Origin of the sequence: Paracoccus sp. KR1-242, from assembly GCF_049446195.1 — a bacterium.
GTDB classification, from domain to species: Bacteria; Pseudomonadota; Alphaproteobacteria; order Rhodobacterales; family Rhodobacteraceae; genus Paracoccus; species Paracoccus broussonetiae.
In genome coordinates, this window is the sequence record NZ_JBMSED010000008.1 from 191866 (window position 1) to 210088 (window position 18223).

The following is an 18223-nucleotide window of genomic DNA, read 5'->3' on the forward strand; positions in this document are numbered from 1 at the left end:
AAAAAACTACGGTCCGCAGATTTCCTGCGACCGACACTAAACAACTGATGCGCGTATTCGGAATAGCGAATCCTGACCCCGCCACCAACCTATAAAACCGTTTGGAGGCCTGCCTTTTTCGGTAGAATCTGACTTGCGACCGGTCCATCGGCCGGTTCGTGGACACCGGCCAGCAGGCGCCGGGCATTCCCCATCAGTGTGCCGGCCATCAGCCATGTCACCGGCGTCAACGTCGCATTGGGGATCAGATCAAGGCAATTCATGGCCAGGATCAGCGCAAGACAGCCCAGAAGCCGGTATTCCGCCTGCGCTCCCGCCCCGATCCGCCGGGGCACGGCGCGCAGCATGGTCCAGATCGGCAGGATCAGCATCAGGAACTGCGCAAGATAGCCATAGACCCCTTTGGCCCCCATCCAGATCACCCAAAGCCCATCGGGAATTGCCGTCAACCTGCCGTTGAACGGATCAAGGAACAGGGAACGTCCCCAGCCCCCCCAGCCGAACAGCGGTCGTTCCAACGCGCGTTCGACCAGCTTCTCTTCGTTGGACAGGCGGAACTCCAGCGAACGCCCTCGCTCGGGCGAAAGCGACATGGCGGCGTCGACGATGCCGTTCAGCGGCACCAGGGACGAGGTGCGCAGCACCGGATAGGCAAAGGCAAGGCTGGCCACGACCGCTGCGGCGACGACCATCGTGCGCGGCCGTCCCAGCGCGACCAGCGGCGCGGCCATCATCGCCTGCAGCAGTGCCCCCGCCGACCGGCAGATCAGCAGGATGAAGGCCAGATAGCAGGCAATCAGCAGGTTCCGACGCGTCCGGTCGTTCCGCGCCACCACGATCGCCGAGACAAAGGCGCACATGGTCAGCACCGCCACCCAAAGCGGATGTTCCAGAAAGACGATGGGGCGGAACCCGCCATAGCGGATCGTCTGCCCGAAATCGTGCTGGAAATAGCCGTAAAGCATGATGTTCAGCTGCGGGCTGAACCGAACCTCGAACAGCATCAGGACGCTATAGGCCAGGATGCCCAGCACCAGCGCGCGGACCAGGATCTCGGCCCCCTGCCGGTCCCAAAGCACGCGATAGCCCAGAAAGAACGGCAGAAGCTGGATATAGACCAGCATGGTTTCCGAAATGCCCTGGCTGATCGACAGCGCGGGACGATACTGGACCCCGCCGGGCAGAGGGTCGGAATTGGTCACGGTGGTCAGCATCGGGCTGGTGAAGTTCAGGATCAGCAGGAAGGTGACGAACTTGCCCCAATGGGGCGGCATCGGCGCGTCCTTGAACTTGTCACGCTGCAGGAACAGGAACAGCGCGGCGCACATCGCCGGGATCATGTGCTTGGTGATGCCCGGCACAGCCGGCAAGTCGATCGCGACTCCGGTCGGCAGCAGCAGATACCCTGCAAGCAGCGTCCAGACCACGGCCCTTTGCCGGTCCATCCGCGAAAACAACACTCCGGCCACCACCGGCCAAAGCAGCAGCATCATCAAGGCGACTGGCGGCAACCTCTCCCCCTGCCGGTTGGACCCGTCCGTCGGGGATCCGAATGTCGTTGCATTCGCTCCGACCCCGACCCATCCTGCCCAGGACCGGGGCCGGATGGGTCTTATCATGCAGTTCAGCTACCCCGACGGCAATGCCGTTCGGATCAATTGTCCAGATTCACCGACGCTGCTGGCCAAGGTGCGCGAACGCCTGGCCGAGGGTTATGGATTCGCGCTGGCAACGATCAATGTCGACCATCTTCAGCGCCTGTCCGAGGATGGGCACTTCCGCAGCGCCTATGCCGCCCATGACCTTGTCTGCGCCGATGGCAACCCCATCGTCTGGCTGTCGCGGCTGGCCGGCCATCCGGTCAGGCTGACCCCCGGCTCGGATCTAGTGCTGCCCCTTGCGGCCGAGGCGGCGGCGCTGGACCTGCCGATCGCTCTGGTAGGCAGCAACAACGAGTCGCTGGCGCTGGCCGCCCGCGCGATGCAGGCCCGCGTTCCGGGGCTGCGGGTGGCGCTGACCCATGCGCCGGGTTTTCCCTTCGACCCCGACGGGGCCGAAGCCCTGGGCATCATCGACAGCCTGCGCGCATCGGGCGCGCGGCTGTGCTTCCTTGCGCTTGGCGCGCCCCGGCAAGAGCTTTTCGCGATCCGCGCCCGCGATGCGCTGGGAAATGTGGGCTTCGCCTCGATCGGGGCGGGGCTGGATTTCCTGTCGGGGCAGCAGCGCCGCGCCCCCGCGCTGGTGCGTCATGCCAAGATGGAATGGCTGTGGCGGATGCTGTCGAACCCGCGCCGCCTGGCGCTGCGCTATGCCAAGGGCTTCGCGATTCTGCCCGGCCATGCGCTTGCCGCGATCAGGCAGCGCGGCGCACGCCCCCAGGGCTGAGCGCCCCCGGCCCCGTTACGCGCCGGGGCTGAGAACCAGCCAGTTCGAGCCCTGAGGCGAGATATGGACCGTATCGCCCGCCTGCGGCAGCGCGGTTGCGGGCGCGTTGAAGCGGTCCAGAACGATATCGCGCTGACCCACCCGCGCCCGGAGCCGCTGGACCGAGCCCAGGAATTCGACCCCCGTCACCACCGCCGCGATGCCGGCATCGCCCAGCGCCAACCCCTCAGGGCGGGCAGCAAGGGTGATGCCCGCGGCGGGCAGCGGCCGGTTCAGCGCAACCTCGGTCCCTGCGACGCGCAGACGGCCGGTGGTGGGATCCAGAACCTCGGCATCAAAGCGGTTCAGCGTGCCGACAAAGCCTGCGACGAAATCGGTGGCCGGGTGGTCATAGATCTCGCGCGGGGTGCCGGTCTGGTCGGCGATGCCCTTGTGCATGACCACGATCCGGTCCGAAATCGACAGCGCCTCTTCCTGGTCATGGGTCACGAAGATGGTGGTGATGCCCAGCCGCTGCTGGATTTCGCGGATCTGGTTGCGCAGGCTGACGCGGATCTTTGCGTCCAGCGCCGAAAGCGGTTCGTCCAGCAAAAGGACACGCGGGCGCGGGGCGAGCGCGCGGGCCAGCGCCACGCGTTGCTGCTGCCCGCCTGAAAGCTGCCAGGGATAACGCCCGCCCAGATCGGGCAGCCCGATCAGGTCCAGCATCTCGGCCACGCGGCTGGCGCGTTCGGATCGCGGCACGCCCGCGACTTTCAGGCCGAAACCCACATTGTCGGCGACCGTCAGGTTCGGGAACAGCGCATAGGCCTGAAACACCATTCCAATCTGGCGCTGGTTGGGGCGCAGCCGGGTCACGTCCTGCCCATCAATCCTGATCCGCCCCTCGGTCGGGTCCTCGAAGCCCGCGACCATGCGCAGGACCGTGGTCTTGCCGCAGCCCGAGGGGCCAAGGAAGGACACGAACTCTCCCTTCTCGACAGACAGGTTGAAATCCTGCACGACCCTGGTCGCGCCAAAGGATTTCTGCAGGTGGTCGAGGGTCAGAAAGCTCATTTCGCGGTCTTTCGCACGCCCGCCAGGCGGGAGATCAGTTGCATGAGACCCATGCAGCCCCAGGTGGCGGCAAAGGCGATGACGGCCAGCGCGGCGGGTTCATAGGCGCGGTTCGCGCCCAGAAGCTGCATATAGGGTCCAAAGGCCGGGCGGTTCAGCAGTGCCGCCATCGTGAATTCACCGATGACGATCGCAAATGACAGGAAAGCCCCCGACATCACCGCGCCCAGCACATTGGGCAGGATCAGGCTGCCGATGATCCGCGCCCAGCCCGCGCCCAGGGACTGCGCCGCCTCGGTCAGGCTGCGCACGTCCAGGGTCGAAAGCCCGGTATCGACCGCGCGGTACATATAGGGCAGCGCCAGCGTGGCATAGCCGCACAGCAGCAGCAGGTTGGTGCCCTGGGCCGAGCCGGTCAGCGGCAGGATCGACGAGGTGTTGTAAAGCCGGACATAGCCGAAGACGACCACGATGGCTGGGATCACCAGTGGCAGCAGGGTCACGAACTCGATCACCGGGCGCAGTCGCGGCAGGCGCAGCCGCACCCAATAGGCCGTGGGCACCACCAGCAACACCCCCAGCACGATCGTTGCCAGCGCCATGCCGACCGAATAGCCGAAGGTTTCCCGGAATTTCGGATCCGCCAGGACCGAGCGATAGGCGTCCAGCGTGTATTCCCCCCGCCGCATCCGCAGCGAGAATTCCAGCGTCCCAATCAGCGGCAGCAGGAAATAGATGCTGCCAAGGATGATCGCGCCCCAGGACCAGACCCGCTTCATCGCATCCACCTTTCGGCGCGGCTGCGCATGATGACATAGGCCAGGTTCGCAAGCCCCGTGACCACGATCATGCCAAAGGCCATCGCATAACCCAGATGCGGATCCTGCAGCACGTCGCCCCTGATCTGCGCGAACAGCATGATCGGCACGATCGACAGCGACGATCCTGTCAGCGCATAGGCCGTGGCCACCGCCCCGAAGCTGTTGGCGAACAGCAGCGCGAAGGTGCCCAGAAGCGACGGGAACAGGATCGGCAGCGCGACCATGCGCCAATATTGCCCCGTCGAGGCGCCCAGCACCTCGGCCGCCTCGCGCCATTCGCGCTTCAACCCTTCAAGCGCGGGGGTGATGATCAGGATCATCAGAGGAATCTGGAAGAACAGATAGGTCAGCGTCAGGCCCCAGAACGACAGCAGGTTGAAGCCCATCGCATAGATGTTGATGCCGAACCATTGCCGCAGCAGCATGGTGACCAGACCCACCCGGCCCAGCGTCGAGATGAAGGCAAAGGCCAGCGGCACGCCCGCAAAGTTCGAGGCGACGCCCGAAAAGGTCATCAGCGGCGCCTTGATCCAGCCCGGCAGCCTGCCCATCACCACCGCAGCCGCCATCGCAAATCCGATCAGGCAACCCAGCGCCGCCGAAGCCAGCGAGATCTGGATCGAGATCGTGAAGCTGTCGACGATCCGGGGCGAGGACAGGCCGGCCAGATTGGCCAGCGTGAATTCGCCCTGCGGGTTCTGGAATGCGCCGATGACGATATTCATCGTCGGCAGCACCAGAAACAGCGCCGCGAAAGCGAAGAAGGGCACGACGCCCAGCCAGTTCCAGCCTGTTCTCATCCCCGTCCCTTCCGGCAGGCCCCGCCCTGGACGGGCGGGGCCATTCGCATCATTCCTTGACTGCGGCGCCCACGACGCTGTCCCAGCCCTCGGTCACGACCTTCTTGTTGGCCTCTTGCTGTTCCAGCGAGGGGAAAATCGCCTTTTCATAAGCCGCCGCCGGGGGCAGCGCGTCCAGCATTTCCTGCGGAACCTTGCCGTTCTTCACCAGGTCGTTGAAGCGGATCGGGTGGCAATAGCCCTTGAGCCAACCAAGCTGACCCTCATCCGAATACAGGTATTCCATCCACAGCTTCGCCGCGTTCGGATGCGGCGCAAAGGCCGAGATCGCCTGCACATAGACGCCCGCGACCACCCCATCCTCGGGGATCACGACTTCGACCGGGGGGTTGCCGTTCAGGCCGTCGCGCCAGCTGAGCAGGTTGTAATCCCAGGCGGTGACGATCGGGGTCGCGCCCTGCGCGATGGTCGCCGACTTGCCGATGACCGGGACGAAGTTCCCGGCCTTGTTGACCTGGGCCATCAGCTCCATGCCCTTCTGGCCCGACGCCTCGCCAGGTTCGCCGCCATTGGCGATGCCCGCCGCCATGACCGAGATGATCGCCTGCGCCGAGGCGCGCGGATCGCCGGCCAGCGCGAAGGCATTCGCGTATTCGGGCTTGGTCAGGTCTTTCCAGCTTGTCGGGACGGTATCGACCAGGTCGGAGTTCACGCCAAAGGCCATGACGCCGTAATAGTCTCCGTACCAGTAACCCTCGGCATCCTTCGCATCGTCCGGGATGCTGTCCCAGGTGGCGACCTTGTAGGGCTGGATCAGCCCTTCGGTCTTGGCCTGCGGACCGAAGGACAGGCCCACATCGATCACGTCGGGCGCCTGCGGGCCCTTGTTGTCCTTGTTGGCGCGGATCGCCTCAAGCTCGTCGGCCGAACCCGCGTCGGGGTTCAGTTCGTTCACCTGGATGCCGGGGTATTTCGCCTTGAACCCCTCGATCACGGCGCCATAGCCGCACCAGTCATGCGGCAGCGCGATGGTGGTCAGCATGCCTTCGGCCTTTGCCGCCTGTTCCAGTGCCGCCAGATCCTGGGCCGAGGCAACCCCGGTCGAGGTCAATGCGATCATCGCGACAAGCCCGGTCGCGGTCGATTTACAGTTCATGTCGCAAACTCCGTTCGCAAACGAGCCGCAATCGGCGGCACCCCGTGCCACCTAGCGACGCCCAATGACAGTGATGCGACACAAGCCACTGCAACGCAAAGCTAATTCGATCTGCTTGCCTAAAAATCCAGGCGCTCAAGGAACAATCGTGGCCGAGACCTTCATCCCGCGCCCGAGCAGGTTGTATTCGACCTCGACCCTTTGCCCCGGAGCGAGAGGGCTGAAACTGGCAAAGGATCCCAGCGAAATGATCGAGCCGGGCTTCATCTCATACCCGCCCTCGCGGATCAGCCACAGCACCACATCCAGCGGATGTCCCATCAGGTGATCGCCCCGCGACACGGCCAATGTGGTGCCGTTCAGCTTCAGCGCGACGGTCATGCCCGCCAGCGCGGCAGCCGGGTCGGCAAATTCGGCAAGCGGGATGCCCTTGCCCATCACGCCGCGCCAGGGCGTCACGCCATAGGCCGCCATCAGCGGCCCGGTCGGAACCGAGTTCCGCGCCAGGGCGATGTCGGGAAATTCGATGAAGGGGCGCACCTCGGACAGCGAGGCCGCGACTTCCTCGCGCGTCTGGGCCCGCATGATCGCGCTGTCCTTGACCACGACCACCAGGTCGGCCTCGTAATACGGGTTGCGACTGCCCGTCAGGCTGAGGGTCGACCCGTCGGCTTGCAGCATCGGCGCAAAGAACAGTCCGGCGACCGGCTGGTCGATGGCAAAGCGCCGCTGCACCTCGGGCGAGGTGAAGCCCACTTTCACCCCGACAGGCGGGCCAAGTTCGGATTCCAGTACGGCACGGAACGAGGCATAGGCGCAGCGCGCGTCGTCCATGTTCATGACCAGCGGGTCCGGCAGGCGCTGACCGGCGATCCAGCCGCGTGCAGCATTCTGCATCAGCGACGCGTCCGGACATGCGGCTTCTGCCGCCGACAGGCCGCAGCCAAGTGCCGCGGCCCAGATCACTGCTTTCATGCGGCCCTCGAACCACCGGTTTTGCCGCCACGATGCACCAAGGAAATCGCTGTGTCACCGCAGAATCCGCATCTTTTCAGGCGACAAGGTTTGCATCCCGCCCGCCATCCCATAGAAGGACTTACCCCAGCAGGACAGGGCAGCAGATGATCGACCAACCGACCCCGATGATGGCCCAGTATCTCGCGATCCGCGAGGCCAATCCGGGGTCGCTGCTGTTCTATCGCATGGGCGATTTCTACGAGATGTTCTTTCAGGACGCGCTTGCCGCCTCGGCCGCGCTGGATATCGCGCTGACCAAGCGCGGAACGCATCTGGGCGAGCCGATCCCGATGTGCGGCGTGCCGGTCCATGCCGCCGAAAGCTATCTTCTGACCCTGATCCGCAAGGGTTTCCGCGTCGCCATCGCCGAGCAGATGGAGGATCCCGCCGAGGCCAGGAAACGCGGCGCGAAGTCGGTCGTCGCCCGCGACGTCGTGCGCCTTGTCACCCCCGGCACCCTGACCGAGGAATCTCTGCTGGAGGCGCGGCGGCACAATTTCCTGGCAAGCTTCGCCAATGTCCGGGACGATTGCGCGCTGGCCTGGGTCGATATCTCGACCGGCGAATTCCGGGTCATGCCCTGCCCCGCCCCCCGCCTGGCGCCCGAACTGGCCCGCCATGCCCCGCGCGAATTGCTGGCGGTCGAACGCTCGGGTCTGGACGAGATCGCGGCCGAAGCAGGTTCCGCCCTGACCGAGCTGCCGCCCGGCAGCTTCGACAGTGGTGCCGCGACCCGCAGGCTTTGCGCGCTGTTCCACGTGGAAACGCTTGAGGGCTTTGGCAATTTCGGCCGCGCCGAACTGGCCGCGATGGGCGCGATCGTCGACTATCTTGAGCTGACCCAGAAGGGCCGGATGCCGCTGCTGCGCCCGCCCGTGCGCGAAGCGTCGGGCGGGGCGATGCAGATCGACGCGGCGACCCGCCGCAATCTGGAACTGACGCAGGCCCTGTCGGGTGGGCGCGAAGGCTCGCTTCTGGCAGCGATCGACCGGACGATGACCGCGGGCGGCGCCCGCCTTCTGGAACGTCGCATCAGCGCGCCGTCGCGCGAGTTGGAGCTGATCCATACCCGCCAGTCCGCTGTCGCCCATCTGGGCAGCGATCCCCGCCTGACTGCCGACCTGCGCGAGGCCCTGTCGCGCAGCCCGGACATGGACCGCGCCCTGTCGCGACTGGCGCTGGAGCGCGGCGGTCCGCGCGATCTTGCCGCAATCCGCAGCGGGCTGACGCAGGGCGCCGCCATCGCCAACATGCTGGCCGAGGACGCACCCGCCGTTCTGGCCGAGGCCGCGCGCGACCTGACCGGCCATGACGAGATCGTCGACCTGCTGGACGATGCCCTGATTGCCGAGCCGCCGCTTCTGGCACGCGACGGGGGCTTCGTCGCCGCCGGTTACGACGCCGATCTGGACGAGACGCGCCGGCTGCGCGACGAAGGGCGCGGCGTCATCGCGCGGATGCAGGCGGACTATATTGCCGAAACCGGCGTCACCAGCCTGAAGATCAAGCACAACAACGTGCTGGGCTATTTCATCGAGACGACCTCGACCCATGCCGAGCGGATGCTGGCCCCGCCGCTGAACGCGCGCTTCATCCACCGCCAGACCACCGCCAACCAGATCCGCTTCACCACGGTCGAACTGTCCGAACTGGAAACCCGGATCCTGAACGCCCGCGACCGCGCGCTGGAGATCGAGCGCGAGATCTTTGCCCGGCTGTGTCGCGCCGTGCTGGAGGCGGCGGGCCGGATCGGACAGGCCGCACGCGCCCTGGCGGAAATCGACCTGACCGGGGGCTTTGCCGATCTTGCCAGCGGTGAAGGCTGGGTGCGGCCCCATGTCGATGCCAGCCGGGCCTTTCTGATCGAGGGCGGCCGCCATCCGGTCGTCGAACGCGCCCTGAAGCGCAAGGGCGAAGCCTTCGTCGCCAATGACTGCGCCCTGACCGCGGGCGAAACTCCGGCGATCTGGCTGCTGACCGGCCCCAACATGGCCGGCAAATCGACCTTCCTGCGGCAGAATGCGCTGATCGCGATCCTTGCGCAGGCAGGAGCCTTTGTGCCTGCCCGCAAGGCCCATATCGGCATGGTCAGCCAGCTTTTCAGCCGCGTCGGCGCGGCCGACGACCTGGCGCGCGGGCGATCGACCTTCATGGTCGAGATGGTCGAGACGGCGGCGATCCTGAACCAGGCGGACGATCATGCGCTCGTCATCCTGGACGAGATCGGGCGCGGCACCGCGACCTGGGACGGTCTCAGCATCGCCTGGGCGGTGATGGAGCATCTGCATGCCAGCAACCGCTGCCGCGCGCTTTTCGCAACGCATTACCACGAGATGACCTCGCTTTCCGCCCGCCTGCCGGGGGTCGAGAATGCCACCGTCGCGGTTCGCGAATGGGAAGGCGAGGTGATCTTCCTGCACGAGGTCCGCAAGGGCGCGGCCGATCGCAGCTATGGTGTGCAGGTCGCGCGGCTGGCCGGGCTGCCACCCTCGGTCGTGGAGCGGGCAAAGGAAATCCTGCACCAGCTGGAAAGCGGCGAACGCGAAGGCGCGGGCAAGCCCACCGCCCTGCTGGACGACCTGCCGCTGTTTCGCGCCGCCCCACCGCCTCCGCCCCGGCCCGCAAAGGCACAGGCATCCGAGGTCGAGGCGCGGCTCAGGGACGTGAACCCCGACGCGATCACCGCGCGCGAGGCGCTGGATCTGGTCTATGAACTGCGCGGGATGATGGTGGACCAGGCGGGCTGAGCGGCGTCAGATCTCGACCTTGCCGAAGCTTTCGCGAAGTGCCGCCGACCATGCTGCGGACATCGCCATGAAACCCGGATCGCCTTCAAGGATGCGGCGGCGATGGCTGACGCGCAGCGCGTCCTTTTCGATCACCGCAAGGTCCAGCGGCATGCCGACCGACAGGTTCGAACGCAGGGTGGAATCCATCGACAGCAGCACCGCCTTTTGCGCATCGGCCAGGCTGGTCGCAGGCGTCACCACGCGGTCAAGGATGGGCTTGCCGTACTTATGCTCGCCAATCTGCAGGAAAGGCGTGTCCTCGGTCGCCATGATGAAGTTGCCCTGCGGATAGATCAGGAAAAGGCGCATCTCGCCCCCGCGACGCTGGCCCGCGACGATCATGCTGGCGCTGGCCTGCTGGGACAGTTCGCGGGTCTGTTCGGCGATCTCGCAGCGGGTGCGGTTCAAGGTGTCGCCGATGATCGTCGCGACCTGCAGCATCGAAGCGGCCTTCATGATCGAAGTCGTCTCATCCGCATCCGGATCCTCGATCGCCTCCTGCAGCCGGCCCAGCGTCGTCTGCGTGACGGACAGGCTGCCTGCGGTCAGGATGGCGATGACCCGCTCGCCCGGTTCCTCGAAGAAGAACATCTTGCGATAGGTCGAGATGTTGTCCAGCCCGGCATTGGTCCGCGAATCCGACAGCAGCACCAGCCCCGCATCCAGTATCAGACCGACGCAATAGGTCATGTCGCCCTCTCTCGTCACCTTCGTGAAGGATGCGTTACGATCCCGCCGTCTTCAAGGCAACAGGCCCGCGGACTATTGCTGAACCTCCTCGACATGGACGCGGACATCCAGGCTTTCGATGGCAATCCCGAAGGCCATGCCGCGCACCGGCGCGGCGTCCTGCGCGTCATAGCCCGAACCAAGCCGCACATAGCGGTCATCCGGACAGCAGGCATTCGCGGCGTCGAAGCCGACCCAGCCCAGCGCACCGACGTGAAGCTCGGCCCAGGCATGGGCGGCATCATGGGGCGTCCCGTCGACGGTCGAGTGCAGATAGCCAGAAACATATCGCGCGGGCAGCCCCGCCACACGCGCGCAAGCGATCAGGATATGCGAGAAATCCTGACACACCCCCTGCCCACGGCCCAGCGCCTCACTGGCGGTGGTCGAGGCGACGGTCGCACCGGGGGTAAATGCCATTGCACCATGGACAGCGGCGGCAAGTCGGTGGGCCAGGTCAAGCCTGTCCTCACCGCTGACCGAGGCGGCAAGGCCGCGCAGCGCCTCGTCGGGGCGCGTCCCCGGCGTTTCGCGCAGATAGACAAGGGGGCTGACCGTCTCGCGATGGCCGCGCAGAACGCCCGCCGTGTCCCGCGTCTCGACCAGCCCGTCGATCGAAACCGTGACCGATTCGATCGGGCCGCGCACGGTCCAGGCCTCGATCCAGTCGCCCGCGCCGTCGCGGAAGCCCGCACCCCGCTGGCCGTTGGTCACGCCGATGCGCCATTCGCCGACGCGCTGCCCTTCATGGACCGAAGGCGTCAGGCGCAGGCTTTGGACCAAAGCCTCGACCGGCGTGTCATAGCTGTAGCTGGTCTCGTGGATGATCTTCAGTTTCATGCGGTCCCCCTTACATGCGGCCGCTCAGGTAATCGTCATGGACGGCATCCGAGATGCTGCCGATCTCGGCGATGAACCATGTCAGGAATTCGTGCAGCCCCTCGTCGAAGATGGCGTCGATATCGCGGGACATCAGCGCGTCCAGCGTCACCCGCGCGCGGGCCGAGGCGGTGGCCGGCACGCCTTCGCCATAGCGGCGGGTCAGGCCATCCAGGTTCCAGACCGCCTCGTAAAGCGAGGTCAGCAGCGACCGTGGGCTTTCGCCGTTGAGGATCAGGAAATCCGCAACCTTGTTTGCCGTGATCTCTCCGCCATAGGCCCAGTGAAAGGCGCGATGGGCCGACAGCGCGCGCAGGATCACCTGCCACTGGTAATTGTCCAAACCCGAGCCGATGAACTCGACCCGCGGCAGCAACACGTAATATTTCACGTCGAGCAGGCGAGAGGTCGCGTCGGCGCGTTCCAGCGAATAGCCCAGATTGATGAAATGCCAGCCGTCATTGCGCAACTGGCTGGCATTGATCGCGCCCCTGACCGTCGCCCCGTGACGGGTGGTGAAATCGGTCAGCATGGCGGTATCCAACTCGCCCCGCGGGCGCCCCTTCAACTGGCGCAACTCCTGAAAGGCGGTGTTCAGCGCGTCCCAGACCTGGTTCGTCAACGCGGTGCGCACGATCCGGCCACCTTCCCGCGCCCGTTCGATGCACGAGGCGACCGAGGCGGGATTCTCGCTGTCGAAGAACAGCCAGGATTCGACGTTCTCCTGATTGATGGCGCTGCCATAGCGTTCGGCAAAGGTCAGCCTTGCGCCCGAGGCGCGCAGCAGCGACTCCCATTCGTTGCGATAGCCTTCCTCGGTATTCGGCAACAAGGTGATGCGCGCCCCCACGTCCAGCAGGCGGGCGGCGGTTTCGGCGCGTTCCAGGTGGCGGCCCATCCAGAACAGGTTGGCGGCGGTGCGGCTGAGCATGTGCGACCTTTCCTTATTCCGTCAGAACCCAGGTGTCCTTGACCCCGCCGCCCTGCGACGAGTTCACGACAAGCGAGCCTTCGCGCAATGCCACGCGCGTCAGCCCGCCCGGCACCAGCTCGACCCGGTCCCCGCACAGGCAGAACGGCCTCAGATCGACATGCCGGGGTGCGATGCCCTGATCGACAAAAGTCGGGCTTGTGGACAAGGCCAGCGTCGGCTGGGCGATGTAATTGCCGGGATTGGCGCGGATCAGGGCGGCAAAGGCCTCGATCTCGGCGGCAGTCGCCTTCGGGCCGATCAGCATCCCGTACCCGCCCGAACCATGCACCTCCTTGACCACCAGATCCTTGAGGTTCTCCATGACATAGCGGTAATCGTCATCCTTCCACAGCGTCCAGGTCTGGACGTTCTGCAAAAGCGGCTCCTCGCCCAGATAGAAGCGGATCATTTCGGGGACGAAGGTATAGACTGCCTTGTCATCGGCGACGCCCGCCCCCGGTGCCGAGGCAATCGCCACCCCGCCCGAGCGATAGACATCCATCAGCCCCGGCACACCCAGCATCGAATCCTTGCGAAAGCACAGGGGATCCAGAAACGGATCGTCGATGCGGCGATAGATGACATCGACCCGTTTCGGCCCCTGCGTCGTGCGCATGTAGACAAAGCCGCCATCGACGAACAGGTCGCTGCCTTCGACCAGCTCGACCCCCATCAGGTTCGCAAGGAAGCTGTGCTCGTAATAGGCGCTGTTGAAATGGCCCGGTGTCAGGATCACGACCGTCGGCGTCCCTTCGCATTTCGCCGGCGCGACCGAGGCAAGCGTCCGGCGCAGCAGTTCGGGATAGCGGTCCACCGGTTCGATCCGGTTGTTGCGGAACAGCGCCGGGAACATGCGCATCATGATCTCGCGGTTTTCCAGCATGTAGCTGACCCCCGAAGGCGTGCGGCAATTGTCCTCGAGCACGAAGAATTCGTCGCGCCCGGTGCGCACGATGTCGATACCCACGATATGGGAAAAGACGCCGCGCGGCGGCACGAAGCCGACCACGGATTTCTCATAGGCCGCGTTCTGGAACACCAGTTGTGCCGGAATCCGGCCCGCGCGCACGATCTCGGCACGGGAATAGACGTCGCGCAGAAAGGCGTTCAGCGCCCGCGCCCGCTGCTTGATCCCGCGTTCCAACCGGCGCCATTCGCTTTGCATGAAGACGCGCGGCATCATGTCGAACGGGATCAGCCGGTCGGGATCGCCGCCCTCGCCATAGACGGCGAAGGTGATGCCGATCCGGCGGAACAGGGCCTCGGCCTCGGCCTGCTTCATCTGGCGGATCTCGGCGGGCATCGAGTCGACCCAGTCCGACAGCATGGCATAGGGGGCGCGCACCTGCCCGCTTTCCATCATCTCGTTGTAATACATGCCCACCCCGGCTTCCCTCACCACTGCCCACGATCTTCGCAATCGGGCGGTCGGTGTCCATCTGGGCAACAGGAATTGCCCCTGTCGAGTTCCCGGCTGGCGCGCTGGACAGCATGGATGACCAAAAAAGCGGCAATTCCTCCGCAACCCCGGATCGCGTCGGATCGGTGGCATTTATGGAAAATGCCGCGCGGAAAGCCGGGGCGCGCGTCCCGCTGCGACCCCGCCGCTAAGCCTGCGCTAAGTATTTCCCCCTATGACCTTGCAGGACGAAAGCGCCAAGGGGACCAAGATGCAGCTAAGCCTGATGCCGCGGGATGACGGGTTGACGATCCGTGTCGATGAAAAGCGCCTGGATGCCGCGATTGCGACGGCGTTCAAGGACAAGGTGCGCACGCTTGCCACACATGGCGGCACGCAGGTCACGCTGGACCTGACGCCGGTCGAGTTCATGGACAGCTCAGGTCTTGGGGCGGTCATCGCCATCTTCAAGGCGATGCCGTCGGGGCGCAGTCTGGTGCTGTCGGGACTGTCGCCGAATGTCGAACGCGTATTCCGCCTGACCCGGATGGACAAGGTGATGACGATCATTCCCGCCGCGCCAGCGGTCTCCTCCGCGGTTCCGTCCTGCGGCACCGATCCTGCATGATGATGTCCTGCCCGCGGCCCTGTCTTTTTCCGACCCGCCATGGCCCCGCCGGACACGCCCCCGTTTTGCATCGCAGCTTCCGCGCCGATCCGGCGACGGTGCGAAAGGCGCTGCTTCTCCTGCGTGAAAGGTTCGATGGCAGCGTCGGGGACGAGGTCATCGGCCGTCTGGAACTGGCCTTGGCCGAGATCCTGAACAACATCTGTCAGCATGGCGCGCTGCAAAAGATCGGATCGCGCGGCGCGCGCCCACGCTCTCCGCTGGTGCAGCTTTGCATCGTAGGCCACGGCGGCGGCATCGCCTGCGCGGTCAGCGACGACGGCGTGCCGCTGCCCCCGGACTGTCTTGGACCGCGGTGCCTGCCCGCCGGTATCGGCAGCACCTTGCCCGAGGGCGGTTTCGGCTGGTTTCTCGTTCACGAGCTGACGGCCTCGCTGCGCTATTCCCGCGAGGGCGAGCGCAACTTCCTGGCCTTCATCGTGCCCTTGCCGGACGCCCTGACGCCGGATGCGGAACCCGCAGCCGATCGGCCCGTGCAGTGACGCGGTACCGGCCTCAGTTCAGGCCGAATTGCAGAGGATAGCGGCCATCCTCGAACTCCCCGAACATCTCGTCGACCTCGGGATGCTCCAGCGGTTCGCCCGACACGTCAGGCATCAGGTTCTGTTCCGAGACATAAGCGACGTAATAGGTCGCCTCGGTTTCGGCATACAGATGATAGAAGGGCTGGTTGCGCGACGGGCGGGAATCCTCGGGGATGGATTCATACCATTCCTCGGTATTGGCGAATTCGGGGTCGACATCGAACACCACACCGCGGAACGGATGTTCCCGGTGGCGCACGATCTGCCCCAAGCTGTATTTCGCCGTCTTGGCCGGAATCCGCATCGTCATATTCCCGTTTCGCCGCGCTCATAGCGCGATGGACCGCCTGTGTCCACCTAAGCCCGCCCCGCGCCCGTGGAAGAGAAGGCCGCCCCGCTTTGCGCGGGAATGGCAAACGCTTTGCTCTTTTTCCGGCCCGCAAGCAGTTTCAATGATTTGGCGCGCAACGCCCCGGCAGAGACCTGCCCCGATCGTGGAAACCCTCCGCGGCCAAACTGTCACAAACCTGGTTCCCCGCGTCCGGCGCGGCTCTGGCCGCGATCAGGCCAACAGGGTTTCGCGATGGACCGGCACGCGACCCGAGTCGATCAGCAGCTCAGGCTGTCCGCCATCAAGCACAACCACGCTCAGCGGGCCGCCATAGGCTGCGCCGGTGTCGATCGCCAGGCGGTTCCCGTAATGGGTGACCTGCTCGACGACGGTATGGCCATGCACGACAAGGGTGCCGTGATCGGTGGTGTCGTCCAGGAACCCGTTGCGGATCCAGACAAGGTCATGCTCGCTCTGCTGTTCCAGCGGTACACCGGGCCGGATCCCGGCATGGACGATCAGCGCGCCTGGCAACACCTGCCACAGTGGCAGGGCGTCCAGCCAGCGCAGATGCTCTGCCGGAACCTCGCGCAGGACATCGGCCAAGATTTCGGCATGGCTGCGCCCGTCCCGCGCGATCCCATACGAGGCCAGCGTCGCCGCCGCGCCAAGATTGTCGTGATCCAGCCAGTGCCGCCCCGAGGCCAGCCCCGGATCGATCCATTCCGGATCGGCAACGAAACGCGGCAGGAAACGGTCGTGATTGCCCTTGAGGATCGTCCAGGGCTGCCCGTCCTGCTGGCCCCGCATCAGATAGTCGACGACGCCGCGCGAATCCGGTCCCCGGTCGATCAGGTCACCGACATGGATGACCTGCCCTCCGCCGCCATGCACCGCATCATCATGCGCGATCCGGTCATGCGCGGCCTTCAGCAGGCCAAGCTGGCCGTGGATGTCGCCGATGACATAGCTGCGCATGGAGCCTCCGAAAATGATGACGCCCCCGGAAACTATCCCGGGGGCGGTCGGGTGCAAGTCCGATCAGATCTCGAAGTTGATCGGGCGGACCTGCAGGAACTTGCCGGTAGCGCGCAGGGCCTCGATCGCCTCGGGCTTCAGCTCTTCGTCAAGATACAGGATCGCGATCGCGTCATCGCCGGCCTTGGTGCGGCCCAGGGTAAAGTTCGCGATGTTGACGCCCAGATCGCCCAGCGTCATCCCCAGCGCGCCGATCACGCCCGGAACGTCCTTGTTGCGGGTATACAGCATGTGCTGGCCGATCTCGGCATCGACATTGATCCCACGGATCTGGATGAAGCGCGGCTTGCCGTCGCTGAAGACGGTACCCGCGATCGAACGCTCTCGCGACTCGGTGACAACGGTGACCTTGATATAGCCGTCGAAGATGCCGCCCTTGCCCTGCGTCGTCGTCGCGACCTGCACGCCGCGCTCGGCTGCCATGACCGGGGCCGAGACCATGTTCACGTCCGGGTTCGTGGCCTTCATCACGCCCGAGATCACCGCCGCGTTCAGCGCCTTCAGGTTCATCTCGGCGGCGACGCCATCATACAGCACGTTGATCGCCTTGATCGGCTCATCCGTCATCTGACCGATAAAGGCACCCAGATGCCCGGCCAGCTTGATCCACGGCCCCATGACCGCGGCCTCCTCGGCGGTGACCGACGGCATGTTCAGCGCGTTCTGGACCGCGCCGGTCAGCAGGTAATCCGCCATCTGCTCGGCGACCTGCAGGGCGACATTCTCCTGCGCCTCGTTGGTCGATGCACCCAGATGCGGCGTCACGACGACATTGGGAAGGTTGAACAGCGGGCTGTCGGTCGCCGGTTCGGTCGCGAAGACGTCCAGTGCGGCGCCCGCGACGTGGCCCGATTTCAGCAGTTCGGCCAGCGCCTCCTCGTCGATCAACCCGCCGCGCGCGGCATTGACGATACGCACACCCTTCTTGGTTTTGGCCAGATTCTCGCGCGACAAGATATTGCGGGTCTTGTCGGTCAGGGGAACGTGCAGAGTGATGAAATCGGCCTTGGCCAGCAACTCGTCCAGCTCGACCTTCTTCACGCCCAGTTCCAGCGCGCGCTCTTCCGACAGGAAGGGGTCATAGGCCAGCACCTTCATGCGCAGGCCAAGCGCCCGGTCGATCACGATCGAGCCGATATTCCCCGCGCCGATGATGCCCAGCGTCTTGTTGAAGACCTCGACGCCCATGAAGCGGTTCTTCTCCCACTTCCCGGCATGGGTCGAAGCGCTGGCCTCGGGCAATTGCCGCGCCACGGCGAACATCAGCGCGATGGCGTGCTCGGCGGTGGTGACGCTGTTGCCGAAGGGCGTGTTCATGACGATCACGCCTTTTTTCGAGGCGGCCGGAATTTCCACGTTGTCGACGCCGATCCCGGCGCGGCCGATGACCTTCAGGTTGGTCGCGCTCTCAAGCAGCTTCGCCGTCACCTTGGTGGCCGAACGGATGGCAAGGCCGTCATACTGGCCGATGATCTCGGCCAGCTTTTCCTTGTCCTTGCCGACATCCGGCAGATAGTCCACGTCGACGCCGCGATCGCGGAAGATCTGGACGGCGGTTTCCGAAAGCTTGTCCGAAACAAGAACCTTGGGCATCTCTATATCCTCTGGATATGCAGGGGCCGTGCGGGTGCCTCTTCG

The 18223-nt window shown here is 65.2% G+C and carries 17 protein-coding genes; 4 read left to right on the forward strand and 13 right to left on the reverse strand.

The genetic code is table 11. The features are described from left to right. Positions 1–89 precede the first annotated feature (89 nt). Complete coding sequence (locus ACO2Q4_RS13535; protein WP_395131144.1) at positions 90–1511, reverse strand: hypothetical protein; 1422 nt, start codon at positions 1509–1511, stop codon at positions 90–92. Between the two features lie 106 nt (positions 1512–1617). On the opposite strand from ACO2Q4_RS13535, the gene ACO2Q4_RS13540 reads away from it, so the two are divergent. Further along, complete coding sequence (locus ACO2Q4_RS13540; protein WP_423319867.1) at positions 1618–2385, forward strand: WecB/TagA/CpsF family glycosyltransferase; 768 nt, start codon at positions 1618–1620, stop codon at positions 2383–2385. Positions 2386–2400: 15 nt separating this feature from the next. Here ACO2Q4_RS13540 and ACO2Q4_RS13545 read toward each other — a convergent pair whose 3' ends face one another. The 5 genes from ACO2Q4_RS13545 to ACO2Q4_RS13565 all read right to left on the reverse strand — a co-directional run bounded on the left by ACO2Q4_RS13545 (position 2401) and on the right by ACO2Q4_RS13565 (position 7193). Next, positions 2401–3441, reverse strand: coding sequence for an ABC transporter ATP-binding protein (locus tag ACO2Q4_RS13545; RefSeq protein ID WP_311757504.1), 1041 nt, complete (start codon positions 3439–3441; stop codon positions 2401–2403). Further along, positions 3438–4220, reverse strand: a complete 783-nt coding sequence (locus tag ACO2Q4_RS13550) for an ABC transporter permease (protein ID WP_311757505.1) — start codon at positions 4218–4220, stop codon at positions 3438–3440. Before ACO2Q4_RS13550 ends, ACO2Q4_RS13545 begins: the two co-directional genes overlap by 4 nt. Continuing rightward, positions 4217–5062 carry an ABC transporter permease gene (locus ACO2Q4_RS13555; RefSeq protein ID WP_423319870.1) on the reverse strand — a complete coding sequence of 282 codons (846 nt, stop codon included), beginning with the start codon at positions 5060–5062 and terminating at the stop codon, positions 4217–4219. Before ACO2Q4_RS13555 ends, ACO2Q4_RS13550 begins: the two co-directional genes overlap by 4 nt. Before the next feature lie 49 nt (positions 5063–5111). Then, on the reverse strand, positions 5112–6182 hold the full coding sequence (locus ACO2Q4_RS13560; RefSeq protein ID WP_390907799.1) for an ABC transporter substrate-binding protein: 1071 nt from the start codon (positions 6180–6182) through the stop codon (positions 5112–5114). Between the two features lie 171 nt (positions 6183–6353). Next, on the reverse strand, positions 6354–7193 hold the full coding sequence (locus tag ACO2Q4_RS13565; protein WP_311757508.1) for a 2-keto-4-pentenoate hydratase: 840 nt from the start codon (positions 7191–7193) through the stop codon (positions 6354–6356). Between the two features lie 146 nt (positions 7194–7339). Between ACO2Q4_RS13565 and mutS the strand changes: the two genes are divergently transcribed. Next, positions 7340–9982 carry a DNA mismatch repair protein MutS gene (gene mutS, locus ACO2Q4_RS13570; RefSeq protein WP_423319872.1) on the forward strand — a complete coding sequence of 881 codons (2643 nt, stop codon included), beginning with the start codon at positions 7340–7342 and terminating at the stop codon, positions 9980–9982. Between the two features lie 6 nt (positions 9983–9988). On the opposite strand, the gene ACO2Q4_RS13575 is transcribed toward mutS, so the two are convergent. The 4 genes from ACO2Q4_RS13575 to ACO2Q4_RS13590 form a co-directional block, all read right to left on the reverse strand. Further along, on the reverse strand, positions 9989–10714 hold the full coding sequence (locus ACO2Q4_RS13575; RefSeq protein WP_311757807.1) for a peptidase: 726 nt from the start codon (positions 10712–10714) through the stop codon (positions 9989–9991). 72 nt (positions 10715–10786) lie between these two features. Next, on the reverse strand, positions 10787–11593 hold the full coding sequence (locus ACO2Q4_RS13580; protein WP_423319874.1) for a transglutaminase family protein: 807 nt from the start codon (positions 11591–11593) through the stop codon (positions 10787–10789). Positions 11594–11603: 10 nt separating this feature from the next. Beyond that, positions 11604–12563: an alpha-E domain-containing protein gene (locus ACO2Q4_RS13585; RefSeq protein WP_311757511.1), complete on the reverse strand. Its 960-nt coding sequence runs from the start codon at positions 12561–12563 to the stop codon at positions 11604–11606. A gap of 13 nt (positions 12564–12576) precedes the next feature. Further along, complete coding sequence (locus ACO2Q4_RS13590; protein WP_311757808.1) at positions 12577–13983, reverse strand: circularly permuted type 2 ATP-grasp protein; 1407 nt, start codon at positions 13981–13983, stop codon at positions 12577–12579. A gap of 256 nt (positions 13984–14239) precedes the next feature. Between ACO2Q4_RS13590 and ACO2Q4_RS13595 the strand changes: the two genes are divergently transcribed. Both ACO2Q4_RS13595 and ACO2Q4_RS13600 read left to right on the forward strand, forming a co-directional pair. Next, on the forward strand, positions 14240–14632 hold the full coding sequence (locus ACO2Q4_RS13595) for an STAS domain-containing protein (RefSeq protein ID WP_423319876.1): 393 nt from the start codon (positions 14240–14242) through the stop codon (positions 14630–14632). Next, positions 14629–15174: an ATP-binding protein gene (locus ACO2Q4_RS13600; protein WP_423319877.1), complete on the forward strand. Its 546-nt coding sequence runs from the start codon at positions 14629–14631 to the stop codon at positions 15172–15174. Before ACO2Q4_RS13595 ends, ACO2Q4_RS13600 begins: the two co-directional genes overlap by 4 nt. Positions 15175–15187: 13 nt before the next feature. Here ACO2Q4_RS13600 and hspQ read toward each other — a convergent pair whose 3' ends face one another. From hspQ to serA, 3 genes are all read right to left on the reverse strand, one after another. Then, positions 15188–15520, reverse strand: a complete 333-nt coding sequence (gene hspQ, locus ACO2Q4_RS13605) for a heat shock protein HspQ (protein WP_311757513.1) — start codon at positions 15518–15520, stop codon at positions 15188–15190. Positions 15521–15778: 258 nt separating this feature from the next. Continuing rightward, a complete protein-coding gene (locus ACO2Q4_RS13610; RefSeq protein WP_395131158.1) occupies positions 15779–16525 on the reverse strand; it encodes a metallophosphoesterase in 747 nt (248 codons plus the stop codon). Positions 16526–16588: 63 nt separating this feature from the next. Then, entirely contained in the window at positions 16589–18178 is a 1590-nt protein-coding gene (serA, locus tag ACO2Q4_RS13615; protein ID WP_395131160.1) for a phosphoglycerate dehydrogenase, read from the reverse strand. Positions 18179–18223: the final 45 nt, after the last annotated feature.